The 19,663-nt window shown below is 61.6% G+C and carries 22 protein-coding genes; 10 read left to right on the forward strand and 12 right to left on the reverse strand.

The genetic code is table 11. The annotated features are described in order from the left end of the window. The first annotated feature begins 49 nt into the window (after positions 1-49). On the forward strand, positions 50-610 hold the full coding sequence (locus C3Y91_RS06665) for a TetR family transcriptional regulator (RefSeq protein ID WP_130674869.1): 561 nt from the start codon (positions 50-52) through the stop codon (positions 608-610). An 80-nt stretch (positions 611-690) separates the two neighbouring features. On the opposite strand, the gene C3Y91_RS06670 is transcribed toward C3Y91_RS06665, so the two are convergent. Further along, positions 691-1,164: a YcgN family cysteine cluster protein gene (locus C3Y91_RS06670; RefSeq protein WP_130676152.1), complete on the reverse strand. Its 474-nt coding sequence runs from the start codon at positions 1,162-1,164 to the stop codon at positions 691-693. Positions 1,165-1,367: 203 nt separating this feature from the next. Between C3Y91_RS06670 and C3Y91_RS06675 the strand changes: the two genes are divergently transcribed. From C3Y91_RS06675 to C3Y91_RS06685, 3 genes are all read left to right on the forward strand, one after another. Beyond that, a complete protein-coding gene (locus C3Y91_RS06675; protein WP_168575169.1) occupies positions 1,368-3,578 on the forward strand; it encodes a PBP1A family penicillin-binding protein in 2,211 nt (736 codons plus the stop codon). 172 nt (positions 3,579-3,750) lie between these two features. Continuing rightward, a complete protein-coding gene (locus C3Y91_RS06680; RefSeq protein WP_168575170.1) occupies positions 3,751-4,338 on the forward strand; it encodes a DUF1214 domain-containing protein in 588 nt (195 codons plus the stop codon). Beyond that, on the forward strand, positions 4,331-4,879 hold the full coding sequence (locus tag C3Y91_RS06685; RefSeq protein ID WP_012756667.1) for a DUF1254 domain-containing protein: 549 nt from the start codon (positions 4,331-4,333) through the stop codon (positions 4,877-4,879). Before C3Y91_RS06680 ends, C3Y91_RS06685 begins: the two co-directional genes overlap by 8 nt. Positions 4,880-4,892: 13 nt before the next feature. Here C3Y91_RS06685 and C3Y91_RS06690 read toward each other — a convergent pair whose 3' ends face one another. Further along, the gene (locus C3Y91_RS06690; protein WP_003546657.1) at positions 4,893-5,060 is read right to left on the reverse strand and encodes a hypothetical protein; all 168 of its coding nucleotides are present in this window, start codon (positions 5,058-5,060) and stop codon (positions 4,893-4,895) included. A 541-nt stretch (positions 5,061-5,601) separates the two neighbouring features. On the opposite strand from C3Y91_RS06690, the gene C3Y91_RS06695 reads away from it, so the two are divergent. Next, positions 5,602-5,808, forward strand: a complete 207-nt coding sequence (locus C3Y91_RS06695) for a hypothetical protein (RefSeq protein WP_168575171.1) — start codon at positions 5,602-5,604, stop codon at positions 5,806-5,808. A 247-nt stretch (positions 5,809-6,055) separates the two neighbouring features. Further along, positions 6,056-7,105 (forward strand): DUF2336 domain-containing protein, encoded by a 1,050-nt coding sequence (locus C3Y91_RS06700; protein ID WP_018070927.1) that lies wholly within the window; start codon positions 6,056-6,058, stop codon positions 7,103-7,105. A gap of 68 nt (positions 7,106-7,173) precedes the next feature. Here the strand turns inward: C3Y91_RS06700 and C3Y91_RS06705 are convergent, their stop codons facing one another. The 3 genes from C3Y91_RS06705 to C3Y91_RS06715 form a co-directional block, all read right to left on the reverse strand. Continuing rightward, on the reverse strand, positions 7,174-7,521 hold the full coding sequence (locus tag C3Y91_RS06705; protein ID WP_026170809.1) for a DUF1491 family protein: 348 nt from the start codon (positions 7,519-7,521) through the stop codon (positions 7,174-7,176). Positions 7,522-7,686: 165 nt separating this feature from the next. After that, positions 7,687-9,135, reverse strand: a complete 1,449-nt coding sequence (locus C3Y91_RS06710; RefSeq protein WP_168575172.1) for a methyl-accepting chemotaxis protein — start codon at positions 9,133-9,135, stop codon at positions 7,687-7,689. A 135-nt stretch (positions 9,136-9,270) separates the two neighbouring features. Continuing rightward, positions 9,271-10,245 (reverse strand): oxidoreductase, encoded by a 975-nt coding sequence (locus tag C3Y91_RS06715; RefSeq protein WP_130664336.1) that lies wholly within the window; start codon positions 10,243-10,245, stop codon positions 9,271-9,273. A gap of 56 nt (positions 10,246-10,301) precedes the next feature. On the opposite strand from C3Y91_RS06715, the gene C3Y91_RS06720 reads away from it, so the two are divergent. Then, positions 10,302-11,339 (forward strand): AraC family transcriptional regulator, encoded by a 1,038-nt coding sequence (locus tag C3Y91_RS06720; RefSeq protein WP_168575173.1) that lies wholly within the window; start codon positions 10,302-10,304, stop codon positions 11,337-11,339. Between the two features lie 103 nt (positions 11,340-11,442). On the opposite strand, the gene C3Y91_RS06725 is transcribed toward C3Y91_RS06720, so the two are convergent. Together C3Y91_RS06725 and C3Y91_RS06730 are read right to left on the reverse strand one after the other, a co-directional pair. Then, the gene (locus C3Y91_RS06725; RefSeq protein WP_018070922.1) at positions 11,443-12,363 is read right to left on the reverse strand and encodes a peptidoglycan-binding domain-containing protein; all 921 of its coding nucleotides are present in this window, start codon (positions 12,361-12,363) and stop codon (positions 11,443-11,445) included. Continuing rightward, positions 12,335-13,915, reverse strand: a complete 1,581-nt coding sequence (locus tag C3Y91_RS06730; RefSeq protein WP_018070921.1) for a sensor histidine kinase — start codon at positions 13,913-13,915, stop codon at positions 12,335-12,337. The genes C3Y91_RS06725 and C3Y91_RS06730 overlap by 29 nt, the downstream gene beginning before the upstream one ends. 413 nt (positions 13,916-14,328) lie before the next feature. Between C3Y91_RS06730 and C3Y91_RS06735 the strand changes: the two genes are divergently transcribed. The 3 genes from C3Y91_RS06735 to C3Y91_RS06745 all read left to right on the forward strand — a co-directional run bounded on the left by C3Y91_RS06735 (position 14,329) and on the right by C3Y91_RS06745 (position 15,623). After that, positions 14,329-14,823 (forward strand): DUF5330 domain-containing protein, encoded by a 495-nt coding sequence (locus C3Y91_RS06735; RefSeq protein ID WP_130664335.1) that lies wholly within the window; start codon positions 14,329-14,331, stop codon positions 14,821-14,823. An 83-nt stretch (positions 14,824-14,906) separates the two neighbouring features. Continuing rightward, positions 14,907-15,122 (forward strand): hypothetical protein, encoded by a 216-nt coding sequence (locus C3Y91_RS06740; RefSeq protein ID WP_130655021.1) that lies wholly within the window; start codon positions 14,907-14,909, stop codon positions 15,120-15,122. A 78-nt stretch (positions 15,123-15,200) separates the two neighbouring features. After that, the gene (locus C3Y91_RS06745; RefSeq protein ID WP_026170808.1) at positions 15,201-15,623 is read left to right on the forward strand and encodes a SufE family protein; all 423 of its coding nucleotides are present in this window, start codon (positions 15,201-15,203) and stop codon (positions 15,621-15,623) included. A 404-nt stretch (positions 15,624-16,027) separates the two neighbouring features. Here the strand turns inward: C3Y91_RS06745 and C3Y91_RS06750 are convergent, their stop codons facing one another. The 5 genes from C3Y91_RS06750 to C3Y91_RS06770 all read right to left on the reverse strand — a co-directional run bounded on the left by C3Y91_RS06750 (position 16,028) and on the right by C3Y91_RS06770 (position 19,602). Beyond that, positions 16,028-16,459, reverse strand: coding sequence for a Ros/MucR family transcriptional regulator (locus C3Y91_RS06750; protein ID WP_003557810.1), 432 nt, complete (start codon positions 16,457-16,459; stop codon positions 16,028-16,030). 440 nt (positions 16,460-16,899) lie between these two features. Beyond that, a complete protein-coding gene (gene mnhG, locus C3Y91_RS06755; RefSeq protein ID WP_018484375.1) occupies positions 16,900-17,232 on the reverse strand; it encodes a monovalent cation/H(+) antiporter subunit G in 333 nt (110 codons plus the stop codon). Beyond that, positions 17,229-17,579 carry a cation:proton antiporter gene (locus C3Y91_RS06760; RefSeq protein WP_018497342.1) on the reverse strand — a complete coding sequence of 117 codons (351 nt, stop codon included), beginning with the start codon at positions 17,577-17,579 and terminating at the stop codon, positions 17,229-17,231. Before C3Y91_RS06760 ends, mnhG begins: the two co-directional genes overlap by 4 nt. Continuing rightward, positions 17,576-18,052 carry a Na+/H+ antiporter subunit E gene (locus C3Y91_RS06765; RefSeq protein ID WP_130681407.1) on the reverse strand — a complete coding sequence of 159 codons (477 nt, stop codon included), beginning with the start codon at positions 18,050-18,052 and terminating at the stop codon, positions 17,576-17,578. Before C3Y91_RS06765 ends, C3Y91_RS06760 begins: the two co-directional genes overlap by 4 nt. Beyond that, positions 18,049-19,602 (reverse strand): Na+/H+ antiporter subunit D, encoded by a 1,554-nt coding sequence (locus tag C3Y91_RS06770; RefSeq protein ID WP_130681405.1) that lies wholly within the window; start codon positions 19,600-19,602, stop codon positions 18,049-18,051. The genes C3Y91_RS06765 and C3Y91_RS06770 overlap by 4 nt, the downstream gene beginning before the upstream one ends. Positions 19,603-19,663: the final 61 nt, after the last annotated feature.

Genomic DNA, 19,663 nt, shown 5'->3' on the forward strand with positions numbered 1-19,663 from the left:
ATATAAACGAATGATCGTTTACATTGACGGCGAATGCAAGGGAAATTTCATGCCGCGCCGCCGCACATTTTCCGATGAACAGCTTCTCGCCATGGTGCTGGCGCTGATCCAGGCCGAGGGGCCGGATGCGGCGACCTTTGCGGCGGTAGCGAAAGCGAGCGGACTTTCCGGCTCGACGCTGGTGCAGCGTTTCGCCACGAAGGCGGCAATGCTGCGCTCCGCGCTGCTTTACGCCTGGGACAGGCTGGATGCGGAAACGGCGCGGCTTGCCGAGACGGTGCCTAAAACACCGGAAGGCGCCATCGCGCTGCTCGTCGGCCTGTCGCAGGATTATGGCGACAATGCCGCCGCCTATGGTGAGGGGCTGCTGGTGCTTCGCGAGGATTTCCGCGATCCGGTGCTACGCGCCCGAGGGGCCGCCTGGGGAACAGCACTGACAGCGGCGATCGCTCGGTGTTTCGGATCGGCGACCGCGCCGGAAACGATCGCCCGGCTGATGCTGTCGCAATGGCAGGGTTCGCTCATCTGGTGGGGTTTTGGCGCCGAGGGGCCGGTGGCTGTCTATGTGGAAACGGAGCTGCGGTGCTTCCTCGCGGCAATAAAGCCCTGAGCCCGCCTAGAGCATGATGTCGAAAAGTGTCAGCGGTTTTCGGACGACATCACGCTCTAACTATTTAAAATCATCCTGTTCTAGGCTTCCTCATCGTCCTTCTCGCCCACGGTCAGCGGCCAGTCGACCACATAGTCCTCGAGATCGTCGATATCGATTTCATTTTCGTTGATCGTGCGGCCTCGCGCAGAAATACCGGCGGCATGGACGGTCTCCGGGTCACCGGAGACGAGCGGGTGCCACCAGTAGAGGTCGTGGCCTTCATTGACCAGCCGGTAGCCGCAGGTCGGCGGCAGCCAGGCGATATCGGGCACGTTCTCCTTCGTCAGTTGCACGCAATCCGGCACGAAATCCCAACGGTTCTCATAGCTCGAGCAGCGACAGCTTTCGCCGTCGAGCAGCTTGCAGCTGACCGAGGTGAAATAGATATCGCCGCTATCCCATTCCTCGATCTTGTTGAGGCAACAGAGACCGCAGCCGTCGCAGAGGCTTTCCCACTCGGCGGCGGTCATCTCGGCAAGCGTCTTGCTCTTCCAGAAGGGCAGATCGTTCATCGTCGTTTCATGCAACAGCGGCCCGCAAATTCGCGTGACCCTCATGCATCTCTCTTGTTATCGGCCGCAAAATCAATCAATCCTTCGGTATACTCCTGGTACTCGGAGAATTCTCTCCTGGTATCGGAGAGATTTGCGGCCATATGCGGGCCTCGCGCTTTCGTCGGATATGACCGAAGCGCGATCAGGCGGGAATACAGGACGTGCAGGATCCGGACAACCCAGGAAATGGGCCAGGAAATGGGCCCGAAAACGGGCCAGAAAAAAGGCCCGGAAAAGCGGCGAACGAGGCGGCGGACAAGCGGCCGGCGAAGAGCCGTCACATTCTGCTGCGCATCGATTCCTGGATCGATTCGACCGTCTGGAACGCCGGCTTCCGCGCCGCCGAGATCTGGGAAGACATCACCATCTTCTTCCGCCGCTTCCGCGTGCGCGGCTGGAAGCGCATGGTCTTCGAACTTGCCGGCGAAGGGCTGACGCTTGGGGCGGCCGGCTCCGTGCTGATGCTGCTGCTTGCCCAGCCCGCCTTCGAGGCGACCAAGGAGGACTGGCGCAACCGCGGCGATTTCGCCGTCACCTTCACCGACCGCTACGGCAACGTCATCGGCCATCGCGGCGTGATCCACCAGAATTCCGTGCCGATCGACGAGCTACCGGATTCGCTGATCAAATCGGTGATCGCCACCGAGGACCGGCGCTTCTTCGACCATTTCGGTATCGATTTCATCGGCCTCTTCCGCGCCATGAGCGAGAATGCGCGGGCCGGCGAAGTCGTGCAGGGCGGCTCGACGCTGACGCAGCAGCTCGCCAAGAACCTGTTCCTGTCCAATGAACGCTCGATCGACCGCAAGGTCACCGAGGCGTTCCTGGCATTGTGGCTCGAGGCGAACCTTTCCAAGAAGGAAATCCTCTCCACCTATCTCGACCGCGCCTATATGGGCGGCGGCACTTTTGGCGCAGCGGCGGCGGCGCAGTTCTATTTCGGCAAGAACATCACCGATGTGAACCTTGCCGAATCCGCCATGCTCGCCGGCCTGTTCAAGGCGCCGGCGAAATACGCACCGCATGTCAACCTGCCGGCGGCGCGTGCCCGCGCCAACGAAGTGCTGACCAATCTGGTGCAGAGCGGGTTGATGACCGAGGGCCAGGTGATCGCCGCCAGGCGCAATCCGGCCACCGTCGTCGACCGCAACGAGGTGGAATCGCCTGATTTCTTCCTCGACTGGGCTTTCGACGAGGTGCAGCGGCTTTCGTCGCGCTTCCACCAGCATTCGCTGATCGTGCGCACGACGATCGACATGGGCATCCAGCAGGCGGCGGAGGATTCGGTCGAAACGTCGCTGCGCGAATATGGCGAAGCCTATCACGCCAAGCAGGGCGCGATGGTGATGATCGAAAACGGCGGCGCCGTGCGCGCCATGGTCGGCGGCCGGGACTACGGCGAGAGCCAGTTCAACCGCGCCACCAGGGCGCTCCGTCAGCCGGGCTCCTCCTTCAAGGTCTACACTTATTCGGTGGCGATGGAGAGCGGGATGACGCCGCAGACGACGATCGTCGACGCGCCGATCTCCTGGGGCAATTGGAGCCCGCACAATTATGCGAACCGCTATGCCGGCCGCATCACGCTTGAGACCGCGATCGCCCAGTCGATCAACACCGTGCCGGTGCGGCTCGCCAAGGAAAAACTCGGTATTCAGCCGATCCGGGCGATGGCCAAGAACCTCGGCGTCGAAACGCCGATCCGCGATGACGTCACCATCCCGATCGGCACGTCCGAGGTGACGGTGCTCGACCAGGCGACGGCCTATGCCACCTTCCCAGCCGGCGGCTACCAGTCGCGCCGCCACGGCATCACCCAGATCCTCGATTACGACGGCGACGTGCTCTACGATTTCGACCATGACGAACCGGCGCCGAAACGCGTGCTGTCCGAACAGGCCGACGCCTATATGAACCAGATGTTGTCGCGTGTTCCCTATGTCGGCACGGCGCGCAAGGCCGCACTCGACAACGGCATCCTGACGGCCGGCAAGACCGGCACGACCCAAGCCTATCGCGACGCCTGGTTCGTCGGGTTCACCGGCAATTACACCTGCGCCGTCTGGTTCGGCAATGACGACTACACCTCGACCAACGAGATGACCGGCGGCTCGCTGCCGGCGATGACCTTCAAGCGTGCCATGGACTACGCCCATCAGGGCGTCACGTTGCGCGCCATCCCCGGCGTCGAAAACCCCCTGCCCTCGGAAAAGGATCTCGCCAAGACCGCCGCCGCCAAGCCGCAGGACGGATTGCCGCAGCTTATCCGGCCGCGCATGCTCTCGGTTCAATCGACTGACATCCTCAAGATGCTCGGCGAAAAGCTGAAGGATGCCGCCCCGCTCGCGCCGGCGAAGGTGGCGAGCGCGGAGTAGTCACGCGCCGATCCCGAAATCAGCATCCACCCGCATCGATGCATCGGCATGAATGCCGCTGCCGCATACGGCATGACCGTGGATCAATCGGCCTCTATGGCACGGCTTGGCATTCCACCCTGCCAGAATCAGTGGTAACCCTTTCATCCGATATGGTTTCCAAGGTCATGACGTGTTTCGATTTCCCCTTTTTATCGCGATCACGCTGATCGTCGCCTTTGGCGGCGGGATCATGATTTCGCTTTATGCGCTGGATGCGACACAGGGCTTTGGGGCGATCAAGCTCGGCGCCTGGGAGGCCTTTCCGGCGTTGCAGACGGTCGAGGCCGATCCTTATGCCAAGTCGCACCGGGCACGCGCCGGCAAGCTGCTCTACGGCAGCGCAGAGGGCCTGACGTTTACGGCGAGCGTCGACGACGAGGGCGCGCGGCTGAATGCCGGCTGCCGCTACCGCATCAGCGGGCAGACACCGCCTGCCCGGCTCTGGACCCTTTTTACCGCCGACAATGGCGGCAATCCGGCGGCGGTGACGACAGGGCATCCCTCAGCGTTGAATTCCTGGACGGTGCTGCGCCAGCAAGACAGCAGCTTCTCGATCGACATATCCGCCGTCGCGCAGCCGGGCAACTGGCTGGCCTTGCCACAGGCCGGCACCTTTCGGCTGGTACTGACGCTGTTCGACACACCGACCGCCGGCAGTTCCGGCGTGATCGACCTCGCCATGCCGAAGCTCACCAAGACCGGATGCGGCAATGCTTAGGATATTCTTCGCCGTCCTGACCGGCCTTTTCGGCGCAGCCCTGCTGCATCTCGTCATCATCCTGTCGCTGCCGCATTTCACCGGCAGGGATGCGGCGACCCGCGTGGAGGCGGAGGGCGACCTCAACAATTTCTACCTGCTCGGCAACCAGTATGACGAGGCAGGCCTTGCCAATGGCGACCCCTTCCTGCGCACCGCCGTCTGCTCCTTCGATGTCGAGGATGCACCGGTGCATTTCACCGCCAAGGGCAATGTGCCCTTCTGGTCGATCGCGATCTACGACAGTGCCTCCAATGAGGTCTTCAGCATGAACGACAGGACGTCGGTCGGCGGTGCGCTCGATGTGCTGGCCGGCAGTCCGATCCAGCTGACCGACCTGCGCAAAAATCTGCCACAGGAGCTGCAGCAGGCGATCCTGGTGGAAATGGCACGGCCGGACGGTTATGCCGTGCTGCGGACGCTGGCGCCGCAGGCGAGCTTCGATGAGGCCGCGCGCAACTTCCTGACGGAAGCCGGCTGCGAGCAATTCGCCGCTCGCTGAGGTTGAAAAGCGGTTACTTCTTGTTGACGCGCGGCGCGGGCGCCGGACGATGTTTCGGGCTCTCGGCCAACCGCTCGTAGCGGACGCCGGTGAACCAGAGGATCTTGGCTTCGCGGGGCTCCTTGTCCGGGCGACGCGGCGCCCGTGGCCGCCGATCCGCCAATGCGACTACTATTGCCATTCTCGTCTCCATGCACTGCCCGAGACGGATGAACTTGCGATGGATTTCACCCTGCCCGCCAATGTGCGAGCCGGCGCGTCCTGCAGTGCCGGGATAACCGGACCGAGGGCATTCGCGCCTTTCCCACGGCACCTGATTGAAATACCGTGATGCGGAGTTTCAACGATCCAACTGCTCAAATCGCGTCGTTCCTATCCGAATTGAGACACATGACAGTTAACAGTTTACTAATGTTCGATAGATGCCAAACACAGTTCACCTCACTTCCCCTTTAACGCTCGAAGAGTTGATTTGGTTTCACGCCGCCCGCGCAAAGGCCCGGATGGGGTTCGGCGCGTAAAATTAGAAACAATTCATATAGTTGGCATTGACGCGGCAATCTGCCTGCCAGAAAAGGGGCGATGTTGCAAAAATGCCGCATGAAAATATTTAATTGCGAGGCGCTCAGATGCGCGTATGTTCGCTCATGTCGATCACACGTTTCCGGGCACCGATCGATCGGGAATCTTCCTCGCTCTTGCCGGAATGCGGAGGGTAAACGGTGTCTTTGCTGGTGAATTCATCTTTCTCGCCTGAGGATCTCGACGTTCTGCGCAGTGCTCTCGATGCCTGGTGCGCGGAACGGCACATCGACATCAAGAGCGTCGAGGCGCAGTTTGCCGCATCAGCAGCACTCGACCTCTATCAGGCCGGTCACGACAGCCGCGAAAGGCTGCTGCACGCGCTGCGCGATCACAGGATCGCCTAAACTTTCCACCATCACTTCGGCGATGAGCAATCCTCAGAGCGCCCTTCCAAACCGTGCATTTTTATATTGCCGGCTAACCATGCCTGGACACGCTAAGCGTGTATATTTCTGTTGCTTTTTAATAAAATCTTCAGCATGCATTAACCCTACCGGTGTAGGATTTGTTCATAACCGTATGGCCTGACATGCGTTCCGCCAGCGCATATCGGCCCATGGTCCCCTTGTTCTGCGTTTTCGGGGTGTTTTTGTGCGTGACCGGTTTCGAGACCTAGAAGGCCCCTTGGCCGTCAGGAAAAAGGACGTGGTGTTAATGGCGACTGTCAGCAGTTTCGAGAACCTGTCTCATCCGACACGGTCCGAACTGCGCCAATTTGCCGAACTTTTCATGCCGCTGTTCCAAGCCTCCTCCGACGAGGCCAAGCGCCAGGCGGTCGCAGCGCTGTCCCAATGCGAGAACATGCCGGCAGCCGTAGCACTGTTTATCGGCAACCAGCCGATCGAGATCGCAGCCCCTTTTCTTGCCGCCTCCAAGGCAATCGCCGACGATACGCTGATTACCATCGCGCGCATGCAGGGTGCAGCGCATGTCAAGGCGATCGTCAGCCGCGATTCACTCTCGCCAAAGGTCATCGATGCGCTGGTGGCGCTGCGCCAGAGCCAGCCGCGGCCCGCGGGCGCATCGGCGCCGATCATGGAATCGCCAGCGGTCCCGCTTTCGCCAGCGCCGGCCGAGACCAACGAGGCGGATGCGCTGGAAGAACAGCGGGTTGCCAATGAAGAGGCGTTGCGCGAACGTATCCTCGGGCTTGCCGGTCATCTCGGCCGTGCCGACGAAGACAGGCTCGGTCTGCGCACGCTCACCGACATTCAAGAGGCGCTGCTGGTGCGCTTCGCGCGCTCACGCGAGGCAACGCATTTCGCAACAGCACTTGCCGATGCGCTTTCCGCCAGCCGCTGGCTTGCCGAGCGCATCATGCTCGACCTTTCCGGCCAGCAGCTTGCCACTACACTGACGAGCCTCGGCATGGGCTTTCTCGATGCCGTCTTCGTGCTCGAAAGGCTCTATCCGCACCTTGCCGAACAGCAGCACAACGTCACGCGGGGCTGGATGGTGCTCGATGCGCTCGACCCGGAAGAATGCCACGAACGCGTCGAAGCCTGGCGGCGTGCCGATCGCTACACCTACAGGCACGACGTGCCCAATGTGCCTGCACCTCAGGAAACGCCCAACCACCGCTTCATCCGCCAGGCGCCGCCGCAGCGCGACATGCGCATCATGGGACGGCGGTCTCGCTGAGCCGCGGGCTGACCTTGCCACATATCAGCGGTTTGAAATGGCGCTGACCTGACGGCTGCCTCCGGCCGTCATCCGCTGTCCCTGACAAGGGGGATCATATCCCCCAGTTCATCCGCCTCCAGCTCGACGATCCAGAGATCGGGATCGAATTTGCGTTCGCGCTCCAGCATCGCGCGCACCGCTTCCGGTTCGCTGCGCAACAGGCGGATCTCGAACAGGCGGTCGCCGGCCTGGCCTTCGTCGAAAGCGGTCTGCGGCGCCGGCGCATAGAGCGTTTCCAGGCCGTCGCGGAAGTGCTGACGGATGAAGATCGCACCCGCTTCCTCCGCACCCTTCTTCTCGACGGCGGCGAAATCGCCGCTGGCGAAGACGCGGCGCAGGAGGGCTGAAACGAAGATGTCGGCGCGTAATCTCATCGGTGCGGTATAAAGCATGTCGCGCAAAAGTGTGTAGCGGTTTTGCGATAACGGCATGCGGGAAAATAAAGACTTAGAGCGCAAGGAGCGAATCTGAAAGATTGCGATGCGCTAGCCCCGGAGCGCCGGTGGCGGCAATGCAGGGTCAGAGCTTGACCCCAGGGGTCAGACCTTGATTGCCAGCCGCAAGCCTCCCCAATGCCGTCCGCGGACGGTGATCGGAGCGGAGATATCCTTCATCATCACGAAATTACCGCCACCCATGTCGCGCCTGTAGGTCTGGACGAGGAAGGGCGCGGTGCTGCGGCCGGCGGCAAGGCCGACGCGATCGGCGAAGATGCGGCGATTGCGGCAATTGGCGGTGTTCCAGACGGTGTCGCCAGGCCGCTGGGCTTGCGAGAATTTCCGGTTGTGGGTCGGCAGATAGCCGTTCTCATCGATCGCCGCGCAGAAGGCGACGCGCTCGTCCAAGGCTGTGACGGGTTCCTGGATCGGCGGCAGCAAGCGGTCGGCGAGTTCGGTGAAGGCTGCCATCACCTGTGCCGGATCGGTGCCCGGTATCGGCCGATACCGTCGGTCGAAGAGAGCATCGAGCCCGATCTGCCCTTCAGCGACGGCGCGCTCGAAGGCGCCGGAAATCTGCCTTGCCACCGACTGCGCTTCCTCGATCCAACGGCTGTCGGCGGTCTTGACGCCGGCGCTCGCCGTCAGCTGGATCAGGGTTTCCGAGAGGCCGACGACGCTGTCGACGCGTTTTGCCGCCTGCTGCAGCCTGATGTTCGAGCCGGCGACCTCGGCCGACATCTCGCCGAGTTTCTCGACGAAGCCGGCGCATTGCTGGTCGACCGCCTCGGTGGTGTTGGCCATGACAGTCGAACTGTCGAGGATGCGGGTGATGACATGTTCCATGTTTTCGAAGGCGCCGCGCATCGCTTCCGACTTGTCACGCACGCCGGCGGCACTGTCGCGCGCATCGCTGCCGACGGCCGACAGCCGGTCGATCTTCACGCGCAGCTCGTCGAGCGTCTGCTGGATGGAACCGGTCGCCTTCGAGGTCTGCAGCGAAAGCGCCCGGACCTCGGTGGCGACGACGGCGAAACCCTTGCCCGCATCGCCGGCGCGTGCCGCCTCGATCGCGGCGTTCAGCGCCAGCAGGTTGGTCTGGCGGGCGATGGTGCTGATCTCCTCGGCGATATTGTCGACATCGGCAAGCGACTTGGAGAAGCCGGCGATCTCAGCGCCGATCTCGTTGGAGGACTGGACCATGTGGCCGATCTCGACGACGGAGCCGGTCAGGCGGTCGGCCGATTCTTTCAGCATGTGGCGGGCCTCGGCCGCCGTGCGGTCGGTCTCGCGCAGCGATACGGCGACCGAGCGATTGGTCTCGGCAATCGACAGTGCAGTGCGGGTGACACGATCGAAGGCGGAGGCATGCCGGGCCGACATCCCCGCCATGTCCTGGATGGCGCCGGCGATATCGACGAGATCGATGCCAAGCGTGGAGGCTTCTTCGGCAAGACGCTGCAGGATGTGGCGCAGCGCCTCGGGATCGGGGCCTCCCGCTTTGACCGCCGGTTCTCCGGCCAGATCGTCTATCGCCTTCAGCGCATGCATGACCGACGCTCCCCCGTCCCAATCAGAAAAGCTTCAGGCAACATGGTTAACAAGTTGCAAACAGCCGCAGCACCTTAGACTTAGGTTGTAGGGAAATCGAACTCCGTGACTGTGGGCCGACCGTGTGACGCCCCGTCAGCTGGCGATGAAGCCCGTCAGCCGCTCGCTCAACTGCCAGAGGCGTTCGGCAAATTCCGGATCGGTTGCCCAAGGACGGACACCGAGCATCTCGGTCGAATCGCCGGGGACGGCGGTGGCGATATTGCAGTTCTCGCAATAGACGCCGCCAAGACCGTCGAGCTTCTCGCTGACGGCGCACCAGACGGTGGTCGAAGCCCCCTGCTCTATCGTCTTCTTGTTGTTTTCCGGATCGATGACCGGTTTGCCATCCTCGTCGACATAGCCGCTCGCCTTGAGGAAGTCGCTCGACTGATGGCGGACCAGATTGGTGGTGACGATACCGCCGGGATGCAGCGAGAAGGCCCTGATACCGTGCTTTGCACCCAAAGCATCCAGTGACACCGCAAAGAGAGCATTTGCCGTCTTCGACTGGCCGTAGGCGAGATAGGGCGCGTATTCGCGGTTCTCGAAATTCGGATCGTCGAAATCGACGCCGGCGAAGACGTGGCCGCGCGAGGAGACGGCGACGACACGCGCACCCTCGGCCTTCACCAGCGCCGGCCAAAGGCGGGCAGTGAGCTGGAAATGGCCGAGATGATTGGTGGAGAACTGCGATTCGTAACCGCGGGTATCACGCGTCAGCGGATTTGCCATGACGGCAGCATTGCTGATGAGAAGATGCAGGGGCTCGCCGCTTTCGAGGAAGCGGTCGGCGAAGTCGTCGATCGAGCCGGGGTCCATCAGGTCGAGCTTTTCCAGCGCAAGGCCGGGAATGCTTTCCACGGCCGCCTTGGCTTTTTCGAGATTGCGGGCGGGGACGACGACCCTGGCGCCGGCTTCGGCGAGCACACGAGCCGTCTCGAGACCAAGACCGGAATAACCGCCGGTGACGATCGCGACCTTGCCTGAGAGATCGTGCCCGACAATGACCTCCTCGGCGGTCGAGGCCGCACCGAAACCGGATCTGATGGGAGCCTGTGGAGTGGACATGACATGCCTCCGTTGTGCGTGATGGCCTTATGTACGCCCGGGAAATGGGATTCTGAATGCTTGCAAATCCCGATTTCCTGCTTCATCGTTCAAAAATGACCAGCGATCCGCTCTCCGAAATGCTCAATCTGCTTGATGCGCGCTGCCTAGTGTCCGGTGGGCTGATCGCCGGCGGCGCCTGGGCGCTGCGTTTCCCCCGGCCAAACCGGATCAAGATCAGCGCGGTCGCCAAAGGGCGCTGCTGGCTTTGCCTCGACAATGGCAGTGAGCCCATTCTGCTCGAGGCAGGCGACGTTGCGCTTCTGAACGGCCGGCACTCCTTCATCCTGGCGAGCGACCTTGCCGTTGCGCCCACTGACGCGGTCGGCGCCTTCAAGGAGAAGGTTGACGGCATGGCGCGCCAGGGCGTTGGCGAGGATTTCCATTATCTCGGCGGCCACATCGCGCTCGGGCCGCAGGGCATGGAGCTGCTGTCCGACGTGTTGCCGCCGATCATCCATGTGCGCGCGGCCCTTGCCGAAGCCGGGGTGCTGCGCTGGCTGCTCGACCAACTGGTGCGGGAGATGGCGGCAAAGCGGCCCGGCGCCCTGCTCGCCTCGACCCAGCTTGCGCAGTTGATGTTCGTCCTGGTGCTGAGGGCGCACATCATGAGCTCGGCGCCACTGACGGTCGGCTGGCTCCGAGCCTTCGGCGACGATCGCATTGCACCGGCGCTGCGGCTGATGCATGGCGATCCCAGCCGCTCCTGGCAGCTTGGCGAATTGGCAACGGCGGCCGGCATGTCGCGCACGAGCTTTGCGCTGCGGTTCAAGACAGTGGCGGGGGTTGCGCCGCTCACCTATCTCACCGGCCGGCGCATGCGCCTTGCCGAACGCGAACTGCGGGAAGGCAGCATGCCGGTTTCGGCGCTGGCGCTTTCGCTCGGCTATACATCCGAAAGCGCCTTCAGCAACGCCTTCAAGCGGATGACAGGTATGGCGCCGAAGCGCTATCGCGTGGCGATGTCCCGCGAGGCCGGGCCGATCGAAGAGGCGGTGGATGTCGAGGGCCAGGCGATGACGACGCATTACAGGCTGTTGAAGGCGGCATCCTAAGGGTTAGAGCATTTCCGTCTTTCTCCAAGCCGCGGAAATGCTCTATCTTTTTGTTTGCGCAATTCCGGACGCAAAACCGCTGCGCACTTTTGCTGGAATTGCTCTATATCGCCCCGATTTCCTTGAGTTTCTTCAGCACCGCCTGGTTCGGCTCACCGTCCTCAGGCAGGTTGTAGTGCTTCTGAAAATGGCGGATGGCCGCGCGGGTCTGCTCGCCGGCAACGCCGTCGACGCCGACATTGGCATAGGCCATGTTGGAAAGACCCTTCTGGATCTTCAACACCAGGTCGACATTGGTGATTTCGCTTGATGGAACCTGCTTTGCTGCTGACGGAGCCGTTTTGACCGTCTTTTCAGCGCTACGGATCGCCGCCGCCACCGGGTCTTCCGCCGCTGCCTTCGAGCTTACATCCTCGGGGGGCTTTTCGGCGGGCACGGTCGAAGGCCCCGCGGCATCGGTCTTTAGCGCTGCCAGTACTTCCGGCGTCGGATCGCCGGTCTGGGTCATGCCGACGGTCTCTTCGAAAAAGAGGATGGCCGCACTGGTGCGCGGGCCGATGATGCCGTCGGGAATGCCGTTATAGAGGCCGCGGCGTACTAGCTGCTGCTGGATATCCATGACCAACTGGCTCGGCTGCTGGCCAGGCGCGGCAGGCGCCGGCGTCGCATTGGTGGTGGCGGCATCCTGCGGCCGTTCAATCCGGAATGTGGTGACCTCGCCCTGTTGCTCCTCGGCCGGGCGGCGGGCACCGAGCACCGTTGGAGACTGCGGATCACGGGTGCGGAAAATCGGATGCGGATGCAGGCCCGGCTGATACCAGAGCGCATTGGCGGCGACGAAGGAGAAGATGACGACAAAGGTGATCGTGCCGCCGGCGACCGACGGATTGCGGCTAATAACGCCGCCAAGCACGGATGCGCCCTGCAGGCCGAGCCCGCCAAGGGCGGCCGCACCTGACATCAGAAGGCCCGGCTGCTGCCGTCCCCTTTTTCCCTTAGGCGATTTTCGCTTGCGCGCGGCCATCGAAACGCCCCTCTTCCAATTCTGCGCCTGTGTTGACCGCGCCCTTCAGCCGCGGCGGAAACTCGACAGTCGCGCCATGACCGGCGTCTTCGGCGTGCTGGGCACCCGAGCCGTCCACCGCGATCTCGATGGTGATGATGGTGCCTTCGCCGGGTTGGCTGGCAATGGCGAAATGCCCGCCATGCAGCGCCACCAGCCCCTTGACCAAGGAGAGGCCGAGGCCGGAGCCTTCGAACCGGCGGGTATAGTCGTTCTGGATCTGGACGAAGGGCTGGCCGAGCAATGCCAGCTTGTCGGCCGGGATGCCGATGCCGGTATCGCTGACCGTCAGCTTGAGGATGCCGTCGCGCGCTGCCGCATCGACCGAGACGACGCCGCCGGCCTCGGTGAATTTTATGGCATTGCCGACGAGATTGATGAGAATCTGCTGGATAGCGCGCTGATCGGCGACGATCTCGCCGAGATCGCGCTGGATACGGCTCGTCAGCGTGAGGCCCTTGGTCTTGGCCTGCAATGCCAGCATCGATTCGCAGGATTTGACGGAGCTTGATATATCGAAGGCTTCGAGGATCAGCTCGTAGCGGCCCGCTTCGATCTTGCTCATGTCGAGCATGGTGTTGACGACGGAGAGCAGATGCGCGCCGGACTCGCGGACCAGGCCGACATATTCGCGCTGGCGGTCGTTTTCGAACTTGCCGAAATATTCACCGATCAGGATATCGGAAAAACCGAGAATGGCGTTCAGTGGCGTGCGCAGCTCATGGCTGACGGCGGCGAGGAAGCGCGACTTGGCGTCGTTTGCGGATTCGGCATCGGCCGCGCGGTTCTGGGCTTCGTCACGCAACTGCTGCTCGACGGAGACATCGCGCAGCTGGGCAATGATGGCGGCAAGTTCGCCATCGGCATCGCGCCGGGCGGTCATGTCCATTCTGAGATAGGCGAACTGGCGTTGATCGCGCGAGACCGAGGGCCGGTCGAGGCGCAGATCGACGCTCTGAGCATCCTCGCCCCGGCGCAGGTCATCAAGCGCCTGCAGGAAAAGGATGCGGTCGGAGACATGCACCTGCTCGAGGAAGCCCCTGCCCTTGGGATCGCGCATCCAGGCAAGGAAATCGCGCCGGTCGCGGCCGCCGACCGTCGCCACACTGCCGTGCGGGTCTAGGAAGAAGACGAGGCCGGGGGTGGCGGCAAGGAAGAAATCCTCGGCCGACTGCGTGGCGATACCGGCAGACGAACCCTGACGGGCGAGCGCGATGCTGCCGACGGCGGAAAAGAGAAAGGCGGCGCAGACCATAGCGACACCCGCCGGCAGCGCGACGGCCGGACTGGTGACTGCCGAAAGGCCGATAGGAGCGGCAACGAGAGCGGCCGACGAGAGCAGCACGAGACGGCGCAGGATCGCAAGCTCGCGTTGGCGTACGGCTTCGCCGCCGCCCGTCCGGGAGAGCCAGCTTGTCGCTGCCCGGTCTACGAGGGCCGTCATCCAGCCGCCAATGTTACTCAATATACGCACGCAATACCCGCCCGAAAGGCTGTCGATCGATCCGGACAATAGGCCTTGGCGACTTAAAGAAAGGATAAGGCAAAAGCGCTGTTCACAGGCTGAAACGGCCGAAATTCCCGTTTTGAAGCATCTGGAAGGCTCTTTGCCTTTTGTGGTTAATAGCAGGTAAGCGACGGATTTTCCTCATATTTCAGCATTGCGTTAACTCTTGTGGCAAGGCGAGCTAGCAAAAGCCCTGCAATTGCAAGCAGGTGCTGCCCTGATGCTTAACGGCGATCGCTCGCATTCGACTAAAATGCGGCTCAAATACCGTTCGCTAAAATTTGAACTAAATTTGCCGCAAATGCGCGTGAGTTTCGAAAAGCGGCATTCGCAACTTGGCGGTAGGGTGAAAACACACCGGACAACCGGCCTGATTCGGCGACAAGAACCGGACGGGGAAAACAGGATGGGCGACGACAATGTGGTTTCTGATCAAAGGATCCTTCTGGTTTGGCCTCGTGCTCGTGCTTCTTTCCGTCTTCAGCACGGAGAGTTCCGACAAGTTGGCCAACGGCCCGCAATTGCAGCTTTCCGACGCTTTCACGGCGGCAAGCGGCGCCTATGACTATCTCACCGGCATGTGCTCGGAAAAGCCCGAGGTTTGTGCCAAGGGCGCCGAAACCTTCACCGCGCTCGGCTACCGGGCCCGCGAGGGCGCCCGCGTCGCCTACGAACTTCTCGACAGCCAGTTCAAGGACGAGGCGCCGGCGACCGCAAAGCTTGCCGAACCGGAGATGCCGGTGGCGCTCAACATGCCTTCGCTGGCAGCACCTGCTATCCAGGAAAAGATGCGCGAGGCAAAGGCTGCACTCAACCAGCCGATGCCTTACCGCCCGCCCGTCGAGGATAATGCCTCTCCTGAGACGGTGGTAACTGGCGCGATCCCGCTGCCGACGCCGAAGCCGGCGACCTGACAAAATTTTTCGCCGGTATTCGTCCGCAATACCTTTCGGTTTTATAGCTTGCATCGGCGGTCCGCATGACGCGGAGATACCCCATGCCTGACGTGCCTGCCCTGTTTAATTCAGCATGTTGCTGCGCCGTGAGGATGCCCATCCCTCACGGCGTTTCTTTTGCGGTTCAGCTTTTGATGGAAGCGCAGAACCGCTCCAATCTTTTGTGTACGCAATTCCCGGCAAAATCGCTGCGCGCTTTGCCTGGAATTGCTTTAGCGGTTCAAATCTGCCGGTCTTTCACCTATATGCAGTTCTAGAGCAGTTCCTCACGCATTCCGGACGCAAAACCGCTGCGCACTTTTGCTGGAACGGCTCTAACAGTGAAAGGCTTCTCTATGGCATCCCTCGACCAGATCATCGACGACTTCGCTTTCCTGGACGATTGGGAAGACCGCTACCGCTATGTCATCGAACTCGGCAAGGCGCTGCCCGACCTGGCCGAGGAGAAGCGCACCTCCGAGAACAAGGTGATGGGTTGCGCCAGCCAGGTCTGGCTGGTGACGCATACGACAGGCGATCCCGACAACCCGGTCATGAGCTTCGAGGGTGATTCCGACGCCCATATCGTGCGCGGCCTCGTCGCCATCGTGCTTGCCACCTATTCCGGCAAGACCGCATCCGAGATCGCCGGGCTCGATGCCTTCGAGATATTCTCGAAGATCGGCCTGGTGGAGAACCTGTCATCGCAGCGCTCGAACGGACTGCGCTCGATGGTGAACAGGATTCGCGAAGAGGCAAGAGTGCGCGCCGCGGCTTGACCGCGATGATGGCTGATCGACCTTCGGAGCCACAGCCGATCGATTCGGACAGCGCGCCTGCCTTCGCACATCGAATACATTAACACTTGCTGATAGTACAGGAATACATTCTAAGCCTGTCGGCAAAGCATAAGACAGGGTCGCTCAGACTATCTTGGCGCCCGTCCGAATCATCTGGGAAGGGTTGGATTACCAGCGCGATTCAGCTTTTGATAGAAGCGCAGAACCGCTCCAACCTTTCGTTTTACCCAACTCCCGGCAAAACCGCTTCGCGCTTTGCCTGGGAAAACCATTTCGCACTTCCTGGAATGGCTCTATCGAGATTATTTTCCTCGCCTTGAAAAGGCACACAAAAAAGCCGGGCACAAGACCCGGCTTTTTGTCGTCGATGCTTTCGAAAAAGCTCAGCCGCGGCCGCGCTTGCGGCGCTGCCCGAGGCCCATTTCCTTTGCCAGGCGCGAACGCGCTTCGGCATAAGCGGGCGCTACCATCGGGTAATCGGTCGGCAGGTCCCACTTCTCGCGGTATTCTTCCGGCGAGAGACTGTGATGCGTCATCAGGTGACGCTTGAGGGACTTGAAGTTGCCGCCGCATTCCAAACACGTGATCTGCTCGTCCTGTACGGACTTGCGGACAGAAACTGCAGGCTTCTGCTTTTCGACGATCGCCGCAGCAGGCTGCGGTACGGACGTGTTGCTCAGTGCCGAATGCACGTCGGAAATCAGATTGGCCAGGTCGCTGACCGGTACAACATGGTTGCTGACATAGGCCGCGACGATGTCGGCTGTCAGTTCCACAAGCAGCTCCGGCGCATTGCCGGTCGCTATATCCGTCATATTTTTTCTCCTGTTAGCATGCACAAACGGTCTTTGACTGACATGCCAAAGACCCGCCTCGTAGAAGCGAACAGCAAAAGCACCGGAAGCGACCTTCTGTTTCGAAAAACGTGAAATCCACCCCTAGATTCCGAAGAGCGAGACCTGTCCTTATACTGCCTGATTGGAAACCACTACGTCATGCTCCAGGCTATGGCCTCAGTTTAGACATTAAAAATCAAAACTGAGGGACTTGGAAGCAGTACGATTGCAATTCACAATCAGAACTCTACTTGCATTTTCAAATACCATCGTTTGACCAAAAGGCCAATTATTATTTGTCGTTTTTCTTGAGAAAAAATGACAGATGAAGAATTGAGGGGCATTCCGCCAAGCTTTACTCACAGCTTCCTGTGCATAAGTTTTGCATAAATCTGGTAAAGTCGCCGAACAGAATAGGCTCAGCGATCCCTGATATCGTCACGGACCGAGAGTTCACCGAGATCATATCCTGAACGGTGGGCAGCTCTGGCAAGCAGATGGGCAGACACCGGCGCCGTCAGCAGGAAAAAGATAAAGCCGGCGATGGCGCGGGCGAGAATCGCCAGATCTTGCGAATAGAGGCCGGCGGCGAGGAGCAGTAGGCCGGAGCCGACAGTCCCCGCCTTCGAGGCCGAGTGCATGCGCGTGTAGAGATCGGGCAGCCTGACCAGGCCGATCGCCGCTGCAAGAGCAAAGAGCGCACCGACGATCAGCAGCAGGGCGGTGATGGCAGCCACGATATAATCGATCATCGCTTCTTGCCCCCTGCCCGCTTTTGCGTGTTGCCATTTGCCGCAGATGCAGACGGCTTCGATTTGATGTTGCCGCGCGACAGCACAAAGCGGGCGAAGGCGACGGTCGCCAGGAAACCGACAAGGCCGAGCGAGATGGCGATATCGATATAGAGCGAAAACCTGGTCTTGACCGCGATGACCGCTATGAAACCGATGGCGATGCCGGTCAGCATGTCGAGGGCGAGGATCCGATCCGGCAATGTCGGGCCGGCAACGACGCGCCAGACGGCGAGGATCAGCGCCAGGCCGAGGATGACGAGTGCGGTCGAGGATGCGACCGCGATGATGGCGGCAGGTGTGATCACCGGAAAGCCTCCATGATCTTGCGTTCGAAACCGTTGGCGATATCACGTTTGGTTGCCTCAGGATCGGAACAATCGAGCGCATGGACATAGAGCGTGCGGCGATCTGTGGAGACGTCGACCGAAAGCGTGCCAGGTGTCAGCGTGATGAGGTTTGCGAGCAAAGTGATCTCGAAATCGCTCGTCACCGTCAGCGGGAAGGCAAAGATGCCGGGCTTCAGCTTCATATCGGGCGAGAGGACGGTGACCGTGACCTTCCAGGCCGACAGCGACAATTCCTTGAGAAACAGAGCGGCGAGCGAGAGCACCGGGCGGAAGCGGGGGATAATATATTCCTTGCCGCCGAAAGATTCGCGGATGATGACCAGCGCCAAGGCCCCAAGCAGCAAGCCGAGGACTAGATTGTGCGGCGAGGCGCTGCCGGTGACGGTGACCCAGGCAATGGCAAGCAGCAGGTTGAAGAGGAAGAAGATCACGGCGCACCTCCTACCGGGAAGACCGAGTGAAGATAGGCCTGGGGATCGGCAAGGCCGGCAGCTGCCGATTGCGACAGCGCCAGCAGCTGTTCCGGCAGGATGCCGAAGCCGACGACCAGCGCTGTCAGCGCGGCGAGCGGCAGACCGGTGCGCCACCTCGGTCCGGACGGCGTCAGCGCTATCGCCGCCGGGCGCCAATAGGCGAGCAGGAAGAGGCGGCCGAAGGCAATCGTCGTCAGAAAACCGCCAACCAGGATCGAGGCCGCCAGCCACCAGGCGCCGAGATCGAGCGAGGCCTTGACGAGAATGACCTTCGGCCAGAAGCCGGAAAAGGGTGGCAGGCCACAGGCGGCAAGGAAGAGCACGAGGGAGAGCGCGGTGAAGCCACCGCTTTGCCTGTACAGCCCGCCGAGGGCCGACAGCGAAAAGCCGCCGCCGCGCCGGGCGATCTCGCCGGCGGCAAGATAAAGCGCGGTCATCAGCACCATCGAATGGAGCGCATAAAAGACAGCGCCGCTGATGCCGCCAAGGCCGCCGAGGGCGACGCCGGCCAGCATGTTTCCGATGCCCGATATGACGACATAGCCGAACAGCCTGCGGATATCGTTTTCGGCAAGCGCGCCGAGAGCGCCGACGACAATGGTCGCGGCGGCGGCGAGTGCGATCACCGGGCTCAATTCCTGGCGCTCCACCGGCAACAGCATGACCATCACCCGGATCAGCGCGTAGATGCCGACCTTGGTGAGCAGGCCGGCAAACAGTGCGGAGACCACGATGCGCGGCGTATGGTAGGCGGCGGGCAGCCAGAAATTGACCGGGAAGGCTGCCGCCTTCATGCCGAAGGCGAGCAGGAAGAGGCTTGCCAGCGTCATCAGCGGCGCCGTGCCGCGCAAATCCGCAGCTTTTGCCGCGATATCGGCCATGTTGAGGGTGCCGAAGGCGGCGTAGAGGATGCCGACGCCAATCAGGAACAACGTCGTGGCGATGAGATTGAGCACTGCATATTTCAGCGCGCCGTCGATCTGTTGGCGCTCGGAGCCAAGGATGATCAGCCCGAAGGAAGAGATCAGCAGCACCTCGAACCAGACATAGAGATTGAAGACATCGCCGGTGAGAAAGGCGCCGGTGACGCCGGCCATCAGCAGCATCAGCAGCGGGAAGAAACCATATCGCCGGCCGCTCTCACCAATATCGGCCAGCGCATAGATGCCGCCGGCGAGCGCGGCAAGGGCTGCGGTGAAGGCCATCAGCGCACCGAAGAGATCGACGGTGAAGGCAATGCCGAAGGGTGGCAGCCAGCGGCCCATGACCATGGTGAGCGGCCCTTCGGCGACGACCTTGGCGAGCAGTGCCGCATCGATCAGCGCCAGCGCGGCAAGGCCAGGGATGGCAAGCCAGGCCTGCAGCCGGGGATAGCCGCGCAGCGTCAGCAAGACGGCACCCAGCGTGATGCAATGGGCAACCGGCAGGATGGCGAGCCAATGGCCTATCGGCACCGGGGTGGTGATCAGGGCGACGGAGAGATCGACGGTGGAGGTGGGGGCGGCCATGCGATCAGGTTTCTTTTCCGGTCGGCGAGGCTTGCTCCCTCTTCTCCCCAGCGGGGAGAAG

The sequence above is a fragment of the Rhizobium ruizarguesonis genome (genome assembly GCF_012349115.1).
Taxonomy (GTDB): domain Bacteria; phylum Pseudomonadota; class Alphaproteobacteria; order Rhizobiales; family Rhizobiaceae; genus Rhizobium; species Rhizobium ruizarguesonis.